The following is a 19,456-nucleotide window of genomic DNA, read 5'->3' as shown; positions in this document are numbered from 1 at the left end:
GTTTGGGCAGCGGGCTGGACGGACGCTCAGTCCTTGGTGACGCGGTTGATCTCGGCCAGGCTGGTCACGCCATTGCGCACCTTCATCAGGGCGGACTGGCGCAGATCGCGAATGCCGGCCTTCTGGGCGACCTCGGCGATCTGCATGGCGTTGCCGCCTTCCAGCACGATGGCCTGGATCGCATCCGACATCGGCATGACCTGGTAGATGCCGGTACGGCCCTTGTAGCCTTCGGTGCACTCGTCGCAGCCCACCGCCTCGTACAGGGTGAGGCCAGCCTGTACTTCGGCTTCGCTGAAGCCTTCGGCCAGCAGTGCGTTCGGCGGCAGCTCCACCGGTTTCTTGCAACGGGAACACAGCCGGCGCGCCAGGCGCTGGGCGATGATCAGGGTCACCGAGCTGGTGATGTTGTAGGGCGCGATGCCCATGTTCATCAGGCGGGCGATGGTCTGCGGGGCGTCGTTGGTGTGCAGGGTGGAGAGCACCATATGGCCGGTCTGCGCCGCCTTGATGCCGATCTCGGCGGTTTCCAGGTCGCGGATTTCGCCGACCATGATGACGTCCGGATCCTGGCGCAGGAAGCTGCGCAGGGCGGCGGCAAAGGTCATCCCGCGCTTGACGTTCTGCTGTACCTGGTTGACGCCCGGCAGGCGGATTTCCACCGGGTCTTCCACGGTGGAGATATTGCGCACTTCGTCATTCAGGATGCCCAGCGCGGTGTACAGCGACACCGTCTTGCCCGAGCCCGTCGGGCCGGTGACCAGCACCATGCCGTAGGGTTTCTGGATGGCGGCCTCGAACAGCGCCTGCTGGTCCGGCTCGTACCCCAGCTTGTCGATGCCAAGCTTCGCCGCGCTGCCGTCCAGGATACGCAGCACCACTTTTTCGCCGAACAGGGTGGGCAGGGTGCTGACGCGGAAGTCGATCTGCTTGGTCTTGGACAGGTTCAGCTTGATGCGACCGTCCTGCGGCACGCGCTTCTCGGCGATGTCCAGCTGCGACATGACTTTCAGGCGTGCGGCGATGCGCTGGCCCAGCTTGACCGGTGCCTTGGCCACCTGTTTCAGGATGCCGTCGATGCGCAGCCGCACGCGGTAGTCGGTTTCGTAGGGTTCGAAGTGGATGTCCGAGGCGCCGCGCTTGATGGCATCCACCAGCACCTTGTTGACGAACTTGACCACGGGCGTGTCGTCGCCCTTGGCGTCCACCGCACTGTCGCCACCAGCGCCCATGTCCTCGTCGGTGCCGACTTCCAGGTTGTCCAGCCCGTCATCGTCGTCGCCGCCGAAGGTGCTGGTCAGATTGCTGTTCGAGTTAAGCCACTGCTCCAGCGTGCGGCGCAGCGAGTCCTCATCCACCAGGATCGCTTCGACCACCAGGTTGGTGTGGAACTTCACCTCGTCCAGCGCGTGCGTCTTGGTGGGGTCGGAAACGCCCACGAACAGCTTGTTGCCGCGCTTGAACAACGGCAACACCTGGTGCTTCTGGATCAGCTCCTCGCTGACCAGCTTGATGGCGCCGTGCACCGGATCGAAGGCCGACGCATCCAGCAGTGGCATGCCGAACTCGATGGCGTTGGCGGCGGCCAGCTGCGGCGCCGAGACCAGTTTCTTCTCGGCCACCCACTGGGCCAGGGGAACCTTGGCCTCGGTGGCGTTGGCCATGGCGCTGCGGGCGGTGGTTTCATCCAGTGCGCCGTCCATGACCAGACGGCGAGCGATACCGGTGATTCCGACCAGATTGGCGTTGGGGGCGGCGACGGCGTTCATCAGCATGTATTCCGCATGAAAGTTCTGACCAGCAAACCCTGCTGCAAGAAGCGGGCCATGATCAATGTAGCGCAATCTCCGTCCCGGCGGGTGCCGTGAACTGAGGTGCGTGTCAACTACTGACGTGGCAAAGCCAGGACTGACCTCAGTTGGCAGGGACGCGCCGCTCCGCGCAGCGAAGTGGCGGCAAGGGCGTTCCCGGGTTCATTGCAGCCCAGAGCTCGACGAATTCGCGGCGGCCGGATGCGTCCTGGCACCGGATACGCGATGCCGTGGCACGCATTGCCTCGATGGCTTCTCGCTGCATGCCCGCGCGCTGGTAGAGCTGCGCCAGGAAGGCCCCGACGCCCGGATCGGAGCGTGGCTGCCATGCCAGCTTCGCCTGCGTCAGCGCGTCCTGCAGGTGTCCTGCCCTTGCATACAGCTGGGCTGCCTGGAAGCGGAGCAGCCACTTTGTCTTCGCGCTGTCCGGTTGCGTGGTGGCGCGCGCGAGCAACGTGTCGATCACCTTCGCGATATCCGAGTCCGTGACGTCCGGTCCGCACCCGCCATTTCTGCTCGCGCCTCCCAGGATCTTGAAGGCACCCACTTCACTCAGGGTTACCTGCGGCACCGCGTTCTCCAACATCCGCTCCAGTTCGGCGGAGTTTCCTGCGCCTCGCGTGCACTGGGTCGTCAGCCAAAATGCGTGGCCTATCAAGCGGTGTCGCGTTTTTTCGTGGGACATGAGCGCGGCCAATGCTGCGTCGTGCCGTGCCAGATCGTTGCTCTTCAATGCCAGCGTGGCCTCGTCCAGCCTGGCACGGAGTGAGTCCGGATGGTGGATGAGCGCGGTGTCGACAATGCTCTGGTAGTGGGACCACACCATCACGCGACCCAGCGTAGCAAATCCCAGCGCGACCGACAGGCATATCACTGCAATGTTCGACCAGCGTCGCACGAGTGCGGCATTGGAAGGCAGTCTGCGTCCCAGGTATACCAGTACGCACGCGCAAGCGATGAAGAGACCAACCGAGGGCAGGTAGTTGCGGTGTTCGAAGTACAGGTCCAGTGGCAGGAAAGTGGATTCCACGCCATGGGCGACCAGGAAGAAGAACCACCCGGCGAACAGGCCGGGAATCGTGCGCCTGAGCCCTATCGCGACGCCGCTGATCGCGGCGAGTACCAACGCGCTTATCAGTGTGGAGGACGGCGAGAGCCATCCCGTTGAGATCGTGAAGTCATCGTAGTAGAGCCCCATGACGGGCGTCCTGGGCAGCAGCAACTGGCCAAGGTAATCCACCAGGATCCTGAGCTCCGTCAGGATGCGTTGCTGGAGGGTGAAGTCGTACGTGCTGTAATCGGCGAGCAGCAGCGCCGGCTTGATCACCAGCAGGGCAATCACCAGACAGCCGGGGACTGCGAGGAACAGCAGAAAGAAAGCCCTCTTGGGCGCAGCTAGCGTGCGCAGCGTTTCTCCGCGGGACAGTTCCAGCACCAGGCAGAGCGCCGGCGCAATGGCGGCACTCTCCTTGCTCAGCGAGCCCGCCAGCAGGCTCAATGGAAAAATCAGGAAAAGGTTCACGCGCGCGTGCGCACGGCGGCCATCGTGCCATTGCTGGCCGGCGAGCTGGTACAGCCAGATGCAGATCAGCGTGAACAGCGCACCTTGCAGGGCGACGCGTTGCGCGGCATACAGAACGGTGCTGACGTGAAGCGGATGCAGCAGCCAGATCGCCGTAACGACCAGCGCGATGGGGCGAGAGAGGTCACGCCAGCGGACATCGCCGGCCACCAGGCGACGGGTGATGGCATGGACAAGACAGCCGCATGCCAGGTGCAGGGCAAGATTGACGACCTTGAAATGGAACGCATCACCGCCGCCCCACCACAGACTGAAAGTGAAGCTGGCCATGGACAGCGAGCGACCCAACACCCCCGACTGGTTGCCCAGTACGACTTCCCACCAGCTGCGCTCCCCGGTCAGCCAGGCCTGCAGCGGCACGAAATTGGAGCGGTCGTCCAGCATGAAAGGACCTGACAGCCCGGGCCAGTAGAGTGCCGCGGTCACCAGCAGCAGCGCCAGGAGCAGCCACTCTGCACGTCGAGCTATTACGGGTATGGCCATTGGGCAACTGCTTCCTTCGATCATGCGGGAAAAAAAAACCCCGGCCAGAGGCCGGGGTCTTGTCTGGCGCGATATTGCCGCCAGCGTGGAGCGATCAGCGGCAGCTGGCCGGGGCGCAGGGGCTGCCCGAGGTGCAGGTCCAGGAGACCTTGCCAGCGTCAACGGCCGGAACCAGCGTGAAGACCGGGTCGGTTGCGCAACCGGTGGCCTGCGTGGTCACGGTGATCGTGCCGTTCGCGATGGTGATACCGGAAACGTAGGTCGAGGTGGCGGCGGTGTAGCCGGCTGCAGTCGCGTCGGCCGGAAAGGTCTGGCCGTCGAGGCTGGACAGGGTGGATTCCGACACCGCGAGCTTGGCCGGGGCGGCCATGTTCAGGCCTTCGGCAGCGCGGGCGCGGGCCAGGTAATCCTGATAGGCCGGAATGGCGATGGCCAGCAGGATGCCCAGGATGGCGATGACGATCATCAGTTCGATCAGGGTGAAGCCCTGCATGTTCTTCTTCATAACAATTCCCCTTTCAGGATTTGGCTTGGTTGGTTTAGGGACACACAAGCCCCGTGTCCCTAGCGTTGGACCGTGGGCGCCGCGCTTACGGCTGCACGTGCTTGGTTATTGCAGCAGGTTGCGTGCCAACTTTCAGAGTCCTTGTCGGCTCCCCCAAACCTTCCCCGGAGTGGAGCCCTGACCCTGAAGTCGGGGGCGACTATCGCATCATTTCCGTGGGTTGTGTATCGGGAAACGCGCTCATTCCGGGGAGCGATCACAGATTTGAGATCATCTGCACCAAGGGGGTCGTCGGCCCGCAAAGGTCAAACCTTTGGCGCGGTGACGCCCATTGTCACAATGTGACATTGCGCGTCAGCTGCGAGGCCTTGGTGCGACATCGCCAGCGGTGGCCGATATGGAAAGGGCGCCGTATGCGGCGCCCTTGATGTTGATGCCATTTGGGAGTGGCGAGCTTGCGAGGCGCTTCCGCTCCTACTCCATCCCCAGCTTCTTAAGCTTGTACCTGAGCGCACGGAAGGTGATGCCAAGTTGTGCGGCCGCCTTGGTCTTGTTCCAGCGGTTCTCTTCGAGCGCCTTCTGGATGGCGGCGCGTTCCAGCTGCTCGATGTAGTTGGGCAGGGCGCCGCTGGCGGGGTCGATGTCGATGGCGCCCGGGGCGTCGCGGATCACTTCGCCGGGACCGAAGTCGCCGCCGAACTTCTTCGGAGCGCTGTTGCCCTGCGGCAGGTACAGGTCGTCGATCTCGATGCTGTGGCCTTCGGACATGGCCAGCGCGCGCTCCAGGATGTTTTCCAGTTCGCGTACGTTGCCCGGGAACGGATAACGACCCAGCGCTTCCATGGCCTCCGGCGATACCGACGGCGCCATGCGGCCATGCTGTGCGGCCAGGCGCTCCAGGATGGCGCTGGTCAGCTGCGACAGGTCGCCGGTGCGCTCGCGCAGCGGTGGCACGCGCAGTTCGATGACGTTGATGCGGTAATAGAGGTCATGGCGGAAGCGGCCGTCAGCCGCCAATTCGCCCAGGTCCTTGTGGGTCGCCGACAGGATGCGCACGTCCACCTGCGCCTCGCCGGAGGCGCCGACCGGGCGTACCGCCTTCTCCTGGATGGCGCGCAGCAGCTTGACCTGCATGGGCAGCGGCAGCTCGGCCACCTCGTCGAGGAACAGCGTGCCCCCGTTGGCGGCCTGGAACAGGCCCTGCTTGTCCGCATGGGCACCGGTGAAGCTGCCCTTCTTGTGGCCGAAGAACTCGCTTTCCATCAGCTCGGCGGGGATGGCGCCGCAGTTGACCGGGATGAACGGGCCGCTGGCGCGCGCACCCTGCTCGTGGATGGTGCGGGCCACCAGCTCCTTGCCCACGCCGGACTCGCCCATGATGTAGACGGGCGCCTGGCTGCGGGCGACCTTGCCGATGGTCTCGCGCAGGCCGGCCATGGCCTGGGAATTGCCCAGCAGGCGACTGGCCTGCTCGGGCGGCGGCGGGGCGGGCGGGGCGCGCTCGGTGTTGTTCAGTTCCAGCGCGTGCTTCACCAGTCCGCGCAGGACGGTGAGGTCGACCGGCTTGCTGACGAAATCGAAGGCGCCGGCCTTCAGGGCCTCGACCGCCAGTTCGATGTTGCCGAACGCGGTGATCATGGCCACGGGGGTATCGGGGTAGTTGCGGGCGATCTCGCCCACCAGGTCGATGCCGTTGCCGTCGGGCAGCCGCATGTCGGTGAAGCACAGGTCGTAAGGATTGCGGGCCAGCAGTTCGCGGGCTTCGCCCAGGTTGGCCGCGGTGTCGATGCGCAGGCCCATGCGGCCCAGCGTCAGCGTCAGCAGTTCACGGATGTCGCGCTCGTCATCGACGATCAGGGCGCTACGACTTTGATTCATGCATCCCCCCATTGCCCCTGTGCCGGCAGTGTAACGGGTCAATGTTAATGATGGTAGGCAAGGCCGTTACGGCGGGGCACAACCGCGGAATCAGGCCGGCAACAGGGAGTGCGGGCCGGGCAGGGTGATGCGGAAGCAGCTGCCGCCACCAGGGACGGGGACGTATTCCAGCGTGGCCTGGTTGGCCCGGCAGAGCTCGCGGGCGATGTACAGGCCCAGGCCGGTGCCGTGCTCCGAGGTGGTGAAGAACGGCCGGAACAGCTGGGCGGCCACCGCCTCGGGAATGCCCGGGCCCCGGTCCATCACGTCGATCATGGGCCGGCTGTCGGACTGGAACACGCGTACCCGCACCCGCGCGGATTCGCCGGGCAGCCGGCCGTAGTTCAATGCGTTCTGCACCAGCACCGTGACGACCTGCTGCAGGTGGCGCGAGTCGACCAGCGCCGGCACCGGCTTGGCGCCGATGATGGCTTCCAGCGTGTCGGTCTCGATGGCGAGCGTCTGCTGGTATTCGTCCACGAAGCGGCGCGCGAAGGTGTTGAGGTCCACGTGTTCGGGCGTGGCGCGTTCGCGCCGGGCCAGGCTCAGCACGCTCTCGACGATGCCGTTGGTGCGCTGGCATTGCTGGTGGATGATCTGCAGCAGGCGGCGGTCGCCGTCGACGATCTGCTGCGATTCCTCCAGCAGCTGCACCGCGTAGTTGATCGCCGCCAGCGGGTTGCGGATCTCGTGGGCCAGGCTGGCCGAGAAGCGGCCCAGCGCCGCCAGCGTCAGCGATTCGGCGCGGCGCGACACCACGGTGGCGTCGTCCAGGAAGATCAGCGAGGTGTCGCTGTCGGCCAGCAGGCGGGCGAAGCGGGGCTGCACTTCCGGCTGGTCAGGCGACAGCTGCATCGGGGTTTCGTCGGTCTGCCAGCCATTGCGCCAGCGCTGCAGCCGGCGGGCCAGTTCCGGGGCGGTGTGCAGCAGCGACACGCCACGGGTGTCAGGCTCGCCCTCGCTGCCATCGCCCAGCAGCAGGCTGGCGGCTTCGTTGGCCAGCTTGATGTGGTTGTCGGCATCCACCACCAGCACGCCGGTACGCATGCGGCGGATGATCAGTTCGTTGACTTCGAACAGGTTGGCGACTTCCTCGCCTCGCTTGTCCGCCAGCGCCTGGCTGGCGCGCGCACGCTGGCCCAACTGGTGCGACAGGTAGGCCAGCGACAGGTAGCTGACGGCGAACATGATCACTTCGGCCACCGATCGGCTGGAGGCTCCGTCGTGGGCGCCGGTCCAGAAGTACTCGGCGAACATCGTAGCAATGGCCAGGCCTCCCACCGCCACGGCCATGCCGGTGGAGGGCAGCAGCAGCGCCGCGGCCGAGACATTGAACAGCAGCATCATCGCGATGCCGGCGGTGGCCGAGGGCAGGGCGTGGGTGGCCAGCGCGGCGGCCAGGAGGTCGACGCAGACGCTGGCGAACACGGTGGCGGTCAGCCAGCGCACGTTGCGGCCGACGAAGAAGAACAGCAGGGCGGCCAACAGATAGCCGAAGGTGACGGCGGTGCCGAGCTCGGGATGCCGGGCTTCCCCCAGGACGCCCGCGAGTGGGCTGAACATCAGCGCCGCCAGGATCCCGGCTTCCAGCAGCCGGTACAGCGCAAAGAAGTACAGCTCCCGGCGTGGGACCGACTCGATGCGCGACATGATCGACTGGGCGTGGCGCAAACTCGTACTTCCCCGGTAACGAGGTCCCCAGTATAGGGGCGCGGCGGCGGATCCGGGCCCTTGGGGTCCGGTTCCCCCTTTCCCACCAAAGGCTTAGACCCCGGGTTTTGCGCCGCCCGCCCGGGTCGGCGACAATAGGGGGCTCGCCCGCGCCGCCGCCCTTGTGGCCCCGGCCGTGGGCGATGTCTTCTGTTCCCTACCCACGGTGACGCATGAATTTCCACGAATATCAGGCCAAGCAGCTGCTGGCCGAGTACGGCATCCCGGTCCCGGCCGGCAAAGTCGCCGCCACGGCGGACGAAGCGGTCGCAGCCGCGCAGTCCCTCGGCAACGGCCCCTGGATGGTCAAGGCCCAGATCCACGCGGGCGGTCGCGGCAAGGCCGGCGGCGTCAAGTTCTGCAAGACCGTCGATGACGTGAAGGCGGCCGCCGGCAAGATGCTGGGCACCAAGATGGCCACCTACCAGACCGCCGGCGTCGAGCTGCCGGTCAACCTGGTGCTGGTGACCACCGCCGGCGAGATCGTCAAGGAGCTGTACCTGTCGGTGCTGGTCGACCGCGGCACCCGCACCATCACCTACATCGCCTCGTCCGAGGGCGGCATGGAGATCGAGCAGGTCGCGGCCGAGACGCCCGACAAGATCCACACGCTCAACGTCGATTTCGTCGAAGGCGTGCAGCCGTACCAGGGCCGTGAATTCGGCTTCAAGATGGGCCTGACCGCCAAGCAGGCGGGCCAGTTCGCCAGCATCATGGTCAACCTGTACCGCATCTTCAACGAGAAGGACCTGGCGCTGGTCGAGATCAACCCGCTGGCGATCCTGGACGACGGCAACCTGTACGCGCTGGACGGCAAGTTCAACAGCGACGACAACGCCGCCTTCCGCCACAAGGACCTGGTCGCCATGCGCGACAAGAGCCAGGAAGACGAGACCGAAGTGCTGGCCTCGGAGATGGACATCAACTACGTGACCATGGACGGCAACATCGGCTGCATGGTCAATGGCGCAGGCCTGGCCATGGCCACCATGGACGTCATCAAGCTCAACGGCGGCGAGCCGGCGAACTTCCTGGACGTGGGCGGCGGCGCCAACAAGCAGCGCGTGATCGAGGCGTTCAAGCTGATCCTGTCCTCGGACAAGGTCGAGGGCATCTTCGTGAACATCTTCGGCGGCATCGTCCGCTGCGACATGATCGCCGAGGGCATCATCGCCGCGGTGAAGGAAGTGGGCGTCAAGGTGCCGGTGGTGGTCCGCCTGGAAGGCACCAACGTGGAAGAAGGCAAGCAGCTGCTGCGTGACAGCGGCATGGCCATCATCCCGGCCGACAACATCAACGACGGTGCCAAGAAGGTCGTCGCTGCCGTCAAAGCTGCCGCCTGATCCACGACACCGAAGGAACTATCCATGAGCGTTTTGATCAACAAGAACACGAAGGTGATCGTGCAGGGCTTCACCGGCCAGCAGGGCACCTTCCACGCCACCCAGATGATCGAGTACGGCACCCAGGTCGTCGGCGGCGTCACCCCGGGCAAGGGCGGCACCACCCACATCGACCTGCCGGTGTTCGACACCGTCGCCGATGCGGTCAAGAGCACCGGCGCCGATGCGTCCGTCATCTACGTCCCGCCGCCGTTCGCGGCCGACGCCATCCTTGAAGCGGCCGCGGCCGGCATCAAGGTCATCGTCTGCATCACCGAGGGCATCCCGGTGCTGGACATGCTGCGCGTGGACAACGTGCTGAAGGGCTCGCACCCGGATACCGTGCTGATCGGGCCGAACTGCCCCGGCGTGATCACCCCGGGCGAATGCAAGATCGGCATCATGCCGGGCCACATCCACAAGCCGGGCAAGATCGGCATCGTGTCGCGTTCGGGCACGCTGACGTATGAAGCGGTCAAGCAGACCACCGAAGTGGGCCTGGGCCAGTCGACCTGCATCGGCATCGGCGGCGACCCGATCAACGGCCTGAACTTCGTCGACTGCCTGAAGCTGTTCAACGAAGACCCGCAGACCGAAGGCATCATCATGGTCGGCGAGATCGGCGGCGACGCCGAGGAAGCCGGTGCCGAGTACATCGCCAAGTACGTGAAGAAGCCGGTCGTCGGCTTCATCGCCGGTGCGTCGGCCCCGGCCGGCAAGCGCATGGGCCACGCCGGTGCGATCGCGTCGGGGGGCAAGGGCACGGCGGAAGGCAAGTTCGCGGCGATGGAAGCCGCGGGCGTCGTCACCGTCCGTTCGCCGGGCGACCTGGGCGCGGCGATCGCGAAGCTGGTGAAGTAAGCCTCGCTGTCGCGCGTCACGCAGAAAGCCGCCTTCGGGCGGCTTTCTTTATGCACGGGGCGGATGTAGCTCTAATGTGCTACATTTGCTTCGTCCGTCCAGCGGAGTCGACCATGTCCACGACCACGATCCGTCTACCCGAGGAACTGAAGGCGCGCGTCGCCCGGGCCGCCCAGCGCAGCGGCGCCACCACGCACAGCTTCATCCTCGAGGCCATTGCCGAAAAGACCGAGGCGCAGGAACGCCGCGATGCGTTCTTCGCCGAGGCGCTGCGACGCAAGGAGGATTTCGATCAGGCCGGCCTGTCCGTGTCCTGGGACGAGATGCGCGACTACATGGTCCGGCTGGCGAAGGGCGAGAATCCGCCGCGACCGGTGGCGAGGAAGGAGGACCGTTGAACCGTGGCGCGGATCCTCCTGTCCGACCGGATCGCCGACGATGCCGCACGCATCATCGAACATCTGCGGGAACATGAAGCCTCCGGCTTCGAGGAGCGGTTCTCCGCGATCTACCTCGGCATCGACGCCCTCGCGGACAATCCCCTGATCGGCCGCCCATGCCAGGGCCCGTGGCGGGAGCTCGTGATCGGCCGCGACTCGCGCGGCTACGTGGTGCTGTACACCTATCAACCGCTGACCGATGTCGTGCATGTCTGGGCAATCCGAGCGCAGCGCGACGCGGGATACGCAATTGAGTTTCCATGATGGAGAACGCATGACCACCCTACGCATCGCGATGGCCCAGTTCGACTTCCCGGTCGGCGCGGTGGCGCAGAACGCGCAGAACATCGCCCGCATGATCGCCGAGGCGCGCGACGAGTACGGGGCCGACGTGGTGCTGTTCCCCGAGCTGGCGATCAGCGGCTACCCGCCGGAAGACCTGCTGCTGCGGCCGCGCTTCCTCGCCGACTGCGAAGCGGCCCTGAGCGAAGTCGCCGCCACCACGCACGGCATCGTCGCGGTGGTGGGCTGGCCGCAGAGCGCCGGCAGCGTGGTCTACAACGCCGCCAGCGTGCTGCGCGACGGCACCATCGAATCGACATACCGCAAGCGCGAGCTGCCCAACTACGCCGTCTTCGACGAACGCCGCTACTTCGACGTCGATCCGGACGGCGGCAGCTGCGTGTTCGAAGTGAAGGGCACGCAGGTCGGCCTGGTCATCTGCGAAGACCTCTGGTTCCCCGAGCCGCTGGCGGACACCGTGCGGGCAGGCGCGCAGCTGGTGCTGGTACCCAACGCGTCGCCGTTCGAACGCGACAAGCACGCGCAGCGTGATGCCTTGCTGGCCGAGCGCACCCGCGACACCGGCGCGGCGCTGGCCTACCTCAACGTGGTCGGCGGGCAGGACGCGGTCGTGTTCGACGGAGCTTCGGTGGTGGCGAATGGCGACGGCACCGTGCATCCGGCGGCAGCGGCCTTCACCGACCAATGGCTGGTGGTGGATTTCGATCCGGAAACGCGTCGCTTCAGTCCCGTCCTGTGGATCGACGACGGCGACGAGAGCCGCGACGCGCTGGCCTGGCGCGCGATCGTGCGCGGGTTGCGCGACTACTGCGGGAAGAACGGGTTCGCGAAGGTCTGGCTGGGCCTGTCCGGCGGCATCGATTCGGCGCTGGTGCTGGCCTTGGCGGTGGACGCGCTGGGGGCGGAGAACGTCACCGCCGTCCGCCTGCCGTCGCGCTATACCGCCGACCTGTCCAACGACCTGGCACAGGCGCAATGCGATGCGCTGGGCGTGAAGCTGGAAGCCATTTCGATCGAGGCGCCGTTCAAGGGATTCCTTGAAGCGCTCGGTCCGGTCTTCGGCGACAGGCCTGCCGACACCACCGAGGAGAACCTGCAGTCGCGCAGCCGCGGCGTCATCCTGATGGCGCTCAGCAACAAGTTCGGCGGGCTGCTGCTGACCACCGGCAACAAGAGCGAGTACGCCGTCGGCTACGCCACCATCTACGGCGACATGTGTGGCGGTTATGCGCCGATCAAGGACCTGTACAAGACGGAAGTCTTCGCGCTGGCGCGCTGGCGCAACACGGTGGGCGGCGCGCCGGTGATCCCGCCGGGCGTCATCGACCGCCCGCCGTCGGCCGAACTGCGCGAGAACCAGAAGGACCAGGACTCGCTGCCGCCGTACGATGTGCTGGATGCCATCCTGTTCCGCTACGTGGACCAGGAACAATCGCGCGACGAGATCGTCGCCGCCGGTTTCGATGCGGCCATCGTCGACCGCATGCTGCGGCTGGTGCGCATCAGCGAGTGGAAGCGCCACCAGTCCGCACCGGGCCCCAAGGTCTCACGCCGAGCATTCGGGCGGGAGCGCAGGTATCCCATCACCAACAAGTACGCGCTGTAGCACGCCGGGCGATCCGCCCGGCAGGCAACAAAAAAGGGCCTCGCGGCCCTTTTTCGTTCATCCGGAACACGCGCGCGGGGGTCAGTCCTCGTTGCGGCGTTCGGCGGTGTTGATGGACTTCTCGCCGGCGAACGGGTTCAGCTTGCGCACCATCCACGGGTAGTCCGGCCACTTGCCCGCCAGCCACGGGTGCTGCGGGTCGTTGAGTTCCAGCACGCGCTTGGCGTCGGCGGCCAGCGTCTGGTTGCCCAGCTGGGTGTACGCCTCGGCCAGCACGGCGACGGCGTCGTTCTGGTGGGAGCTCTGCGGGTAGGTTTCCAGCAGGTAGCGGGCGCGGCTGGCGGCCGACACCCAGGCCTCGCGGCGCAGGTAGTAGATGGCGGTGTCCAGCTCGTGCAGCGCGAACTGGTTGCGCAGCGCGATCATGCGCTGGCGCGCGTCGGCGGCGTAGCGGCTGTTGGGGTAGCGCTCGGCGACGGTGTTGAGGTCGCTGTAGCCCTGCATGGGCGTAGACAGGTCGCGCCGGCTGGCGTCCAGGCGCCAGACCCGCTGCAGGAAGACCGTGTCGCGGTTGGAATTGGCCAGGCCGCGCAGGTAGTACATGTACGGCACGTTGCGGTGGGTCGGGTAGGTGCGGATGAAGCGGTCCACGGTGGTCACCGCGTCATCCAGCTTGCCGGCCTTGTACTCGGCGTAGGCGGTTTCCATCAGCGCCTGCTCGGTGTACGGGCCGTACGGATACTGGGCGATCAGCTGGCGGAAGCGCTGCAGGCCACGGTCCCAGTTGCCGTTGCGCATGGACTGGTGGGCTTCTTCGTACATGACCTCCACCGGCTGGTTTTCCGCTTCCTTGTCCTTCTTGAAGATCTTGCCGCACCCGGTGCCGGTGACGACCACAGTGAGCATCAGGGCGAGGATCCGGGCCGTGGCGGGGAAGCGGGAGAAGCGGGAAAAGGCACGCTGGGTCATGGGCTGGCGGCAGGCCGCGGCAGGGAAACAGGGTGTCGATGATAGCCTAGGCGCTGCTTCCGCCATGAACATTCGGCCAACACCCCTGTTCCGACCGGGTCCGACGCCGCCCCGACCGCATGACCGACACCGATTCCCCCGACACCCCCCGCACCGCCAAGGTGCCCGACAGCGCCTCGGGCCGTCGCTTCGACGCCGTGCTGGCGGAGCTTTTCCCGGAGTTCTCCCGTTCGCGCCTGTCCGAATGGATCAAGTCCGGCAATGCCCTGCTGGATGGCCAGCTGGTCCGGCCGCGCGACCCGGTGCGCGGCGGCGAAACCGCCAGCCTGGACGTGGTGCTCGACACCCAGACCCACGCATTGCCCGAGGACATCCCGCTGGACGTGCTGTACGAGGACGAGCACGTCTTCGTGCTGGACAAGCCCGCGGGCCTGGTCGTGCACCCGGGCGCCGGCAATCCCACCGGTACCCTGGTGAACGCGTTGCTGTTCCGCGATCCGTCGCTGGACACGCTGCCGCGCGCCGGCATCGTGCACCGCCTGGACAAGGACACCTCGGGCGTGATGGTGGTGGCGCGCACGCTGCCCGCGCACACCTCGCTGGTGGCGCAGCTGGCCTCGCGCGACGTGCATCGCCAGTACGTGGCCGTGGTGGTGGGTGCGATGGTCTCCGGCGGGACGGCCAATGCGCCGATCGACCGCCACCCGCGCGACCGCCTGAAGATGGCCGTGCGCGAGGACGGCCGTGATGCGGTCACCCATTACCGGCTGCGCGAGCGCTTCCGTGCGCACACGGCGCTGGAGTGCCGGCTGGAAACCGGCCGCACGCACCAGATCCGCGTGCACATGGCCCATATCAAGTACCCCATCGTCGGCGATCCCCTGTATGGCGGCCCGCTCAGGCTGCCCAAGGGTGCCAGCGAGGAACTCATCGCCGCGCTGCGCGGCTTCAAGCGCCAGGCCCTGCATGCGGAAACGCTGGAGTTCGCCCATCCGGTGACGGGCGAACCGATCCGCGTCACCGCGCCGCTGCCGGCCGACATGGTCGCGCTGCTGGCCGCCCTGCGCGCCGACACCAAGGCGCAGCGCCCGTGAGCGACGCGGTGATCCGCGCCGGCTGGCCGGGTCCGCCCGGCGTGCGCGCGTTCACCACCTTGCGGCATGGTGCGGGGTTCTCGCAGGCGCCGTTCGACAGCTTCAATCTTGGCAACCGGTACGCCGCCGATGGCGATGATCCGGCGACGGTCGCGCGCAACCGCGCCCAGCTGGTCGACCTGGCCGCGTTGCCCTCCGCGCCGCACTGGCTCCGCCAGGTGCATGGCACCGACGTGCTGCAGTTCGATGCGCCGGCGGTCGAAGAAGGCGAAGAGCCGACCGCCGACGCCGCCGTGACCCGCACGCCGGGCGTGGTGCTGGCCATCCTCACCGCCGACTGCCTGCCGGTGGTGTTCGCCGCGAAGGACGGCAGTGAGGTGGCCGCCGCGCATGCCGGCTGGCCCGGCCTGTCGAAAGGCATGCTGGAAGCGACGCTGGCCGCGATGCGTACGCCGGCCGCCGCCCTGATGGCCTGGATCGGCCCGGCGGCGGGGCCGCAACGGTATGAAGTGGGCAAGGACGTCTTCGACGTATTCGTTGCGCACGATGCGGATGCCGCGGCCTGCTTCGTGCCGACCCGGCCGGATCACTGGCTCGCCGACCTGCCCGCGTTGGCGCGCCGTCGCCTCGTGGCATGCGGCATGGCCTCCGCCGACGTCCATGGTGGCGACCTCTGCACGATCAGCGAACCTGCACGCTTCTTTTCGCATCGCCGGGATGGGCGCAGCGGACGGATCGCCACGCTGGCATGGATCCAGCCGTAGGACCTCTCTTCGAACAGCTACTGGGCCCGGCGTTCGATACGTTGCCGGCACCGGTGCGCGCGCTGCATGCGGCGCAAGGGAAGCGTCGCCACCAGGGTGAAGTTGAGGTGGCGCGTGGCAGCGGCTGGCTATCGCGCTGCATTGCCGCCGCCACGCACCTGCCGCCCGCCGTTGCCGGTCCGCTGAGCGTCGACATCGACGCGTCCCCGGCGGAAGAACACTGGACGCGCCGCATCGGCGGCCGCGCGATGCCGTCCCGCCTGTGGCGCGAGGGCGATGTGCTGTGCGAACGACTCGGGCTGGCGACGTTCGGCTTCCGGCTCGACGTGGTGGGGCAGGCGATCGAATGGCGCGTGGTCCGTGTGCGCGTGTTCGGCGTGGCACTGCCCGCGCGCTGGTTCACCGGCTTGGGCGCGCGCGAATCCGCGGAAGGCGACCGCTACCGGTTCGACGTGTGGGCGGCATTGCCGCTGGCCGGCTTGCTGGTGCATTACCGGGGGTGGTTGCATGTCGGGTAACGCTGCAGGACGCGGTGCGTCGCTCGGCCCGCTGCATGCACGGGGCCGCGCATGCCGCATGCTGTCGATTCAGCGTGGCAGGTGTCATCCGGACTCCGTTCACCCCTCACCCGCCTCCGGCACCCTCTCCCCGCGCGCGGGGAGAGGGGAAGGAAGCTGCTTGCGCGCGGAGACAGCGCATGCCGATTGACGACCCGCACCCTGTTGACGGACCGGTCATCGTCTTCGACGGCATCTGCGTGCTGTGCAACGGGTGGGTACGCTTCCTGCTGCGGCATGATCGCGAACGACGCTACCGCTTCGCCGCGATGCAGTCGCAGGCGGGCCGCGCGCTGCTGGCGACGCACGGGCTGGACCCGGACGATCCGGCGTCGTTCCTGCTGGTGGATGACGGGCGCGCGTGGACCGATACCGATGCGATCCGGCGCGTGCTTTCGGGCCTGGGCGGTGCGTGGCGACTGGCAGGCGTGATGGCGCTGCTGCCGCGCGCCGTGCGCGATCCGCTTTATCGGTGGGTGGCGCGGAACCGGTATCGCTGGTTCGGCACGACGTCGTGCCATGTGCCGACGGAGGAAGAGCGGGCACGGTTCCTGTAGCGTGCGCTTCGCGCACGACGCATGAGGTGAGCGAACCGCTGCATCGTGCGCATGGCGCACGCTACCCGCAGAGGGGTGTCCAGGTGGTTCGCCATCCAGGCGCATTGCGATGCGCTCATCTTCGGCGGTGTCCGCACACAGCGGGGCGCGGCCAGCCTGCCTGTCCCTGGACGCTGCGGTTGCCCGCGCGGGTCCCGTCCCGCGACGCCCGTCCGATCCGTGCGTTGGCGGCCACCCCGATCCCCGGGGTGGCCCTACCGGCTCCGTGTCAGAAGGTGTAGCGAATCCGCGTGTAGTAGTACGCCCCATTGCTGCCGATGGGCGACAGTACGTCGTACGGCAGGTTGCCGAAGTAGTAGATGTCCTCGTTCGACAGGTCCGGGTACTCGTCGGTCAGGTTGAGCCCGCCGACGGCGATGCTCCAGTTCGGCGAGAAGCGGTACCCCACTTCCGCATCCAGCTGCCATTCCGCGCCATAGGTCTGCTCGGGCTCGAAACCGCCGCCGAAGTTGAACACGCGCTTGGCGCTGCCATGCCGGCTGACGCGTCCCAGCAGCGACCAGTCCGTGTTGTCCCAGCTGGCGGTGAAGATGCCACGCGTACGTGGGGCCGCATCGGTCAGCGTGTTGCTTTCCTCGATGCCGAACAGCACGTAGTCCGGGTCGATGGCCAGCAGCGAATCGGGCGTGGCGGTGATGCGCTTGAGCTCGGTCTTCGCATAGCTGTAGGTGCCGGTCAGCAGCAGGTCGCCGCCGCCCAGTGCCTGCCGCCAGTTGGCCACCAGTTCCGCGCCTTCGGTGCGGGTGTCGGCGGCGTTGATGAAGAAGTTCGCGCTCTGCACGCCGGGCACGCCGAAGTTGTCCAGCACGAAATCCGTCAGCGCGTCGCCGCTGATGCGTTCGGTGATCGCCACGCGGTCGTCGATGTCGATGCGGAACACGTCCAGCGATACGTCGAAGTGCTCGCCGATGCGGCTGGTGAAGCCCAGGCTGAGGTTCAACGACTTCTCCGGGTCCAGGTCCTGCGCGCCCAGCGCACGGGCGATGGGATTGTTGACCGACAGCAGGCGGCCCTGGGTGAGCTGGCCGGACGCGTCGTAGCCGGTGGAGGTGGATTCGAACCCGATCTGGCTCAGCGACGGTGCGCGGAAGTTGTTCGACACCGAGCCGCGCAGTGCGAAGGCGGGCGCGAACTCGTAACGCGCGGCCAGCTTGCCGGTCAGTTCGCCGCCGAAGTCGTCATAATGTTCGTAGCGCGCGGCGAGGTCGGTGGTGAACTTCTCGCCCCACTGGCTGCTGAGGCTGGCATACACGCTGGAGACGTCGCGGTCGAGGTCGGCGGTGTCCTGCGGCGTCAGGCCGCCACCGGCCTGCGAGCCGGTCGGGCGGTCGGTATAGGGACCCGCCGCATACGACGCAGGATCGCCGGCGCCGGTCTCGAAGGTCTCATGGCGGAACTCGAGGCCAGTGGCGAACGTGTGTGCGCCGAACACGCGGCTCAGGTCGAGGTTGACGAGCGTCTGTGCCGACTCGTAGTCGCCGGTCTTGAAGCGCGTCGGGCTGCTGGGGCCCAGCGAGGCGTTGAGCGAATTGCGCAGGCGGTAGGTGAATTCGTTGCGGCCGTGGTTGAGGCTGGCGTCGTAATCCCACTCACCCCATTGGCCGCGCACGCCGGCCACGCCGGCCAGGTCCAGGTTGTCGCCTTCGGAGATGGGGCGGTAGCCGTCCGGATAGACCTCCTTCCAGTTCGCCACGCCATCGGGGTAACGGAAGTAGTTCGCGCCTTCGGTATCGCTCTGGTGCCAGGTGCCGAAGGCGTACAGCTCGGCCGATTCGCCCAGCGGCACGGCGGCGTTGAGCCAGGCGTTGATGTCCTTCGAGCTGCCGTCGCCCAGCACGTAGTTGCGCTGGCCGGCCAGCGCGAGGTTGTCGGGCGTCTGTTCCTCGAAGAAGGGAATCTGGTCGAAGCCGGCGCGGTTGGTGCCTTCGCGCTGCTTGTATTCCAGGCCCACGCGGAAGAAGCCGTCGTCGCCGATGCGGTCGCCGACCTGTGCGCTGAAGAAGCCGGTCTGGCCGTCGGTGACGGTCTGGTCGATCGGCTCCACCTTGGTGTGGTGCGCGCCGTAGCTGGCTTCTATGGCCCCGCCTTCGGGCGCGTCATCGAGGATGACGTTGATGACGCCGGCCACCGCATCCGAGCCGTACTGTGCGCCGGCGCCGTCGCGCAGCACTTCGATGCGCTTGATCGCGCTGACCGGGATGGCGTTGAAGTCCACCGGCGTGTTGCCCTTGCCGATCTTGCTGTCGGTGTTGACCAGCGCGCTGGTGTGGCGGCGCTTGCCGTTGACCAGCACCAGCACCTGATTGGGGCTCAGGCCGCGCAGCTGCGCGGCGCGGATGTGGTCGGCGCCGCCGGAGTTGGACTGGCGCGGGAAGTTGAGCGAGGGCAGCAGCGCCTGCAGCGCGCTGCCGAGTTCGCCATTCAACACGCCGGCCTTGCGGATGTCCTCGGCCGTCAGCACGTCGATGGGCGAGGTGGATTCCAGCACGGTCCGGTCGGTGGCGCGCGTACCGGTCACGATGACGGCATCCAGGTCGGTCGCGCGCCCAGCGGGCGCGTCCTGGGCCAGGGCGGGGAAGGCGAGGGCAAACGCGATGGCGACGCCGAGCGGCGCCACGGTGGGGCGTGACATGGAAACTCCTGCGGGTGGGGTGCGGATGTGGAACGGACGTCGTCGACCAGGCCCGGGATCAGGGGCAGCGACACCCGCCGCCACCGTGTCCGCCGTGGGAGAGGGTGAGCGGAGGCGCGGTGGCGGCAGGTGGTGCGATCGGCATCGGGACAAAGGAAAAAGAAGAGGTGTCATCGGCCACGGTACGGGCATCCGTCCGGGTGGGGAAAAGTTACACCGGTTC

Annotated in this window: 16 protein-coding genes; 9 read left to right on the top strand and 7 right to left on the bottom strand. The window is 67.0% G+C overall.

Features of this window, described 5'->3' with window-relative positions; translation table 11 throughout:
* Positions 1-26: 26 nt before the first annotated feature.
* From pilB to OVA13_RS10015, 5 genes are all read right to left on the bottom strand, one after another.
* Complete coding sequence (gene pilB, locus OVA13_RS10035) at positions 27-1,769, bottom strand: type IV-A pilus assembly ATPase PilB (protein WP_267790346.1); 1,743 nt, start codon at positions 1,767-1,769, stop codon at positions 27-29.
* Positions 1,770-1,914: 145 nt separating this feature from the next.
* A complete protein-coding gene (locus OVA13_RS10030; RefSeq protein WP_267790345.1) occupies positions 1,915-3,900 on the bottom strand; it encodes a hypothetical protein in 1,986 nt (661 codons plus the stop codon).
* Positions 3,901-3,970: 70 nt separating this feature from the next.
* Entirely contained in the window at positions 3,971-4,381 is a 411-nt protein-coding gene (locus OVA13_RS10025; protein WP_324288195.1) for a pilin, read from the bottom strand.
* A gap of 474 nt (positions 4,382-4,855) precedes the next feature.
* The gene (locus OVA13_RS10020; protein ID WP_267790344.1) at positions 4,856-6,259 is read right to left on the bottom strand and encodes a sigma-54-dependent transcriptional regulator; all 1,404 of its coding nucleotides are present in this window, start codon (positions 6,257-6,259) and stop codon (positions 4,856-4,858) included.
* Between the two features lie 90 nt (positions 6,260-6,349).
* Positions 6,350-7,969 carry a sensor histidine kinase gene (locus OVA13_RS10015; RefSeq protein WP_267790343.1) on the bottom strand — a complete coding sequence of 540 codons (1,620 nt, stop codon included), beginning with the start codon at positions 7,967-7,969 and terminating at the stop codon, positions 6,350-6,352.
* 212 nt (positions 7,970-8,181) lie between these two features.
* Between OVA13_RS10015 and sucC the strand changes: the two genes are divergently transcribed.
* The 5 genes from sucC to OVA13_RS09990 all read left to right on the top strand — a co-directional run bounded on the left by sucC (position 8,182) and on the right by OVA13_RS09990 (position 12,600).
* Positions 8,182-9,351: an ADP-forming succinate--CoA ligase subunit beta gene (gene sucC, locus OVA13_RS10010; RefSeq protein WP_267790342.1), complete on the top strand. Its 1,170-nt coding sequence runs from the start codon at positions 8,182-8,184 to the stop codon at positions 9,349-9,351.
* Positions 9,352-9,375: 24 nt separating this feature from the next.
* Positions 9,376-10,251, top strand: a complete 876-nt coding sequence (gene sucD / locus OVA13_RS10005) for a succinate--CoA ligase subunit alpha (protein ID WP_142125725.1) — start codon at positions 9,376-9,378, stop codon at positions 10,249-10,251.
* A 113-nt stretch (positions 10,252-10,364) separates the two neighbouring features.
* On the top strand, positions 10,365-10,649 hold the full coding sequence (locus OVA13_RS10000) for a CopG family ribbon-helix-helix protein (RefSeq protein ID WP_267790341.1): 285 nt from the start codon (positions 10,365-10,367) through the stop codon (positions 10,647-10,649).
* 3 nt (positions 10,650-10,652) lie between these two features.
* Positions 10,653-10,955, top strand: coding sequence for a type II toxin-antitoxin system RelE/ParE family toxin (locus tag OVA13_RS09995; protein ID WP_267790340.1), 303 nt, complete (start codon positions 10,653-10,655; stop codon positions 10,953-10,955).
* Between the two features lie 10 nt (positions 10,956-10,965).
* On the top strand, positions 10,966-12,600 hold the full coding sequence (locus OVA13_RS09990) for an NAD+ synthase (RefSeq protein ID WP_267790339.1): 1,635 nt from the start codon (positions 10,966-10,968) through the stop codon (positions 12,598-12,600).
* A gap of 81 nt (positions 12,601-12,681) precedes the next feature.
* On the opposite strand, the gene OVA13_RS09985 is transcribed toward OVA13_RS09990, so the two are convergent.
* Positions 12,682-13,569 (bottom strand): outer membrane protein assembly factor BamD, encoded by an 888-nt coding sequence (locus tag OVA13_RS09985; RefSeq protein WP_267790338.1) that lies wholly within the window; start codon positions 13,567-13,569, stop codon positions 12,682-12,684.
* A 119-nt stretch (positions 13,570-13,688) separates the two neighbouring features.
* Between OVA13_RS09985 and rluD the strand changes: the two genes are divergently transcribed.
* From rluD to OVA13_RS09965, 4 genes are all read left to right on the top strand, one after another.
* On the top strand, positions 13,689-14,663 hold the full coding sequence (gene rluD / locus OVA13_RS09980; RefSeq protein ID WP_267790337.1) for a 23S rRNA pseudouridine(1911/1915/1917) synthase RluD: 975 nt from the start codon (positions 13,689-13,691) through the stop codon (positions 14,661-14,663).
* Positions 14,660-15,427, top strand: a complete 768-nt coding sequence (gene pgeF, locus OVA13_RS09975; RefSeq protein ID WP_267790336.1) for a peptidoglycan editing factor PgeF — start codon at positions 14,660-14,662, stop codon at positions 15,425-15,427. The genes rluD and pgeF overlap by 4 nt, the downstream gene beginning before the upstream one ends.
* Positions 15,412-15,945: a DUF4166 domain-containing protein gene (locus OVA13_RS09970; protein ID WP_267790335.1), complete on the top strand. Its 534-nt coding sequence runs from the start codon at positions 15,412-15,414 to the stop codon at positions 15,943-15,945. The genes pgeF and OVA13_RS09970 overlap by 16 nt, the downstream gene beginning before the upstream one ends.
* A gap of 179 nt (positions 15,946-16,124) precedes the next feature.
* Complete coding sequence (locus tag OVA13_RS09965; protein WP_267790334.1) at positions 16,125-16,541, top strand: thiol-disulfide oxidoreductase DCC family protein; 417 nt, start codon at positions 16,125-16,127, stop codon at positions 16,539-16,541.
* A 268-nt stretch (positions 16,542-16,809) separates the two neighbouring features.
* Here the strand turns inward: OVA13_RS09965 and OVA13_RS09960 are convergent, their stop codons facing one another.
* Positions 16,810-19,233, bottom strand: a complete 2,424-nt coding sequence (locus OVA13_RS09960) for a TonB-dependent receptor plug domain-containing protein (protein WP_267790333.1) — start codon at positions 19,231-19,233, stop codon at positions 16,810-16,812.
* Positions 19,234-19,456 lie beyond the last annotated feature (223 nt).

The sequence above is a fragment of the Pseudoxanthomonas sp. SL93 genome, from assembly GCF_026625825.1.
Classification (GTDB): Bacteria; Pseudomonadota; Gammaproteobacteria; order Xanthomonadales; family Xanthomonadaceae; genus Pseudoxanthomonas_A.
The sequence above is the reverse complement of the archived record's forward strand: the minus strand, read 5'-3'. Positions and strand labels throughout refer to the sequence as shown.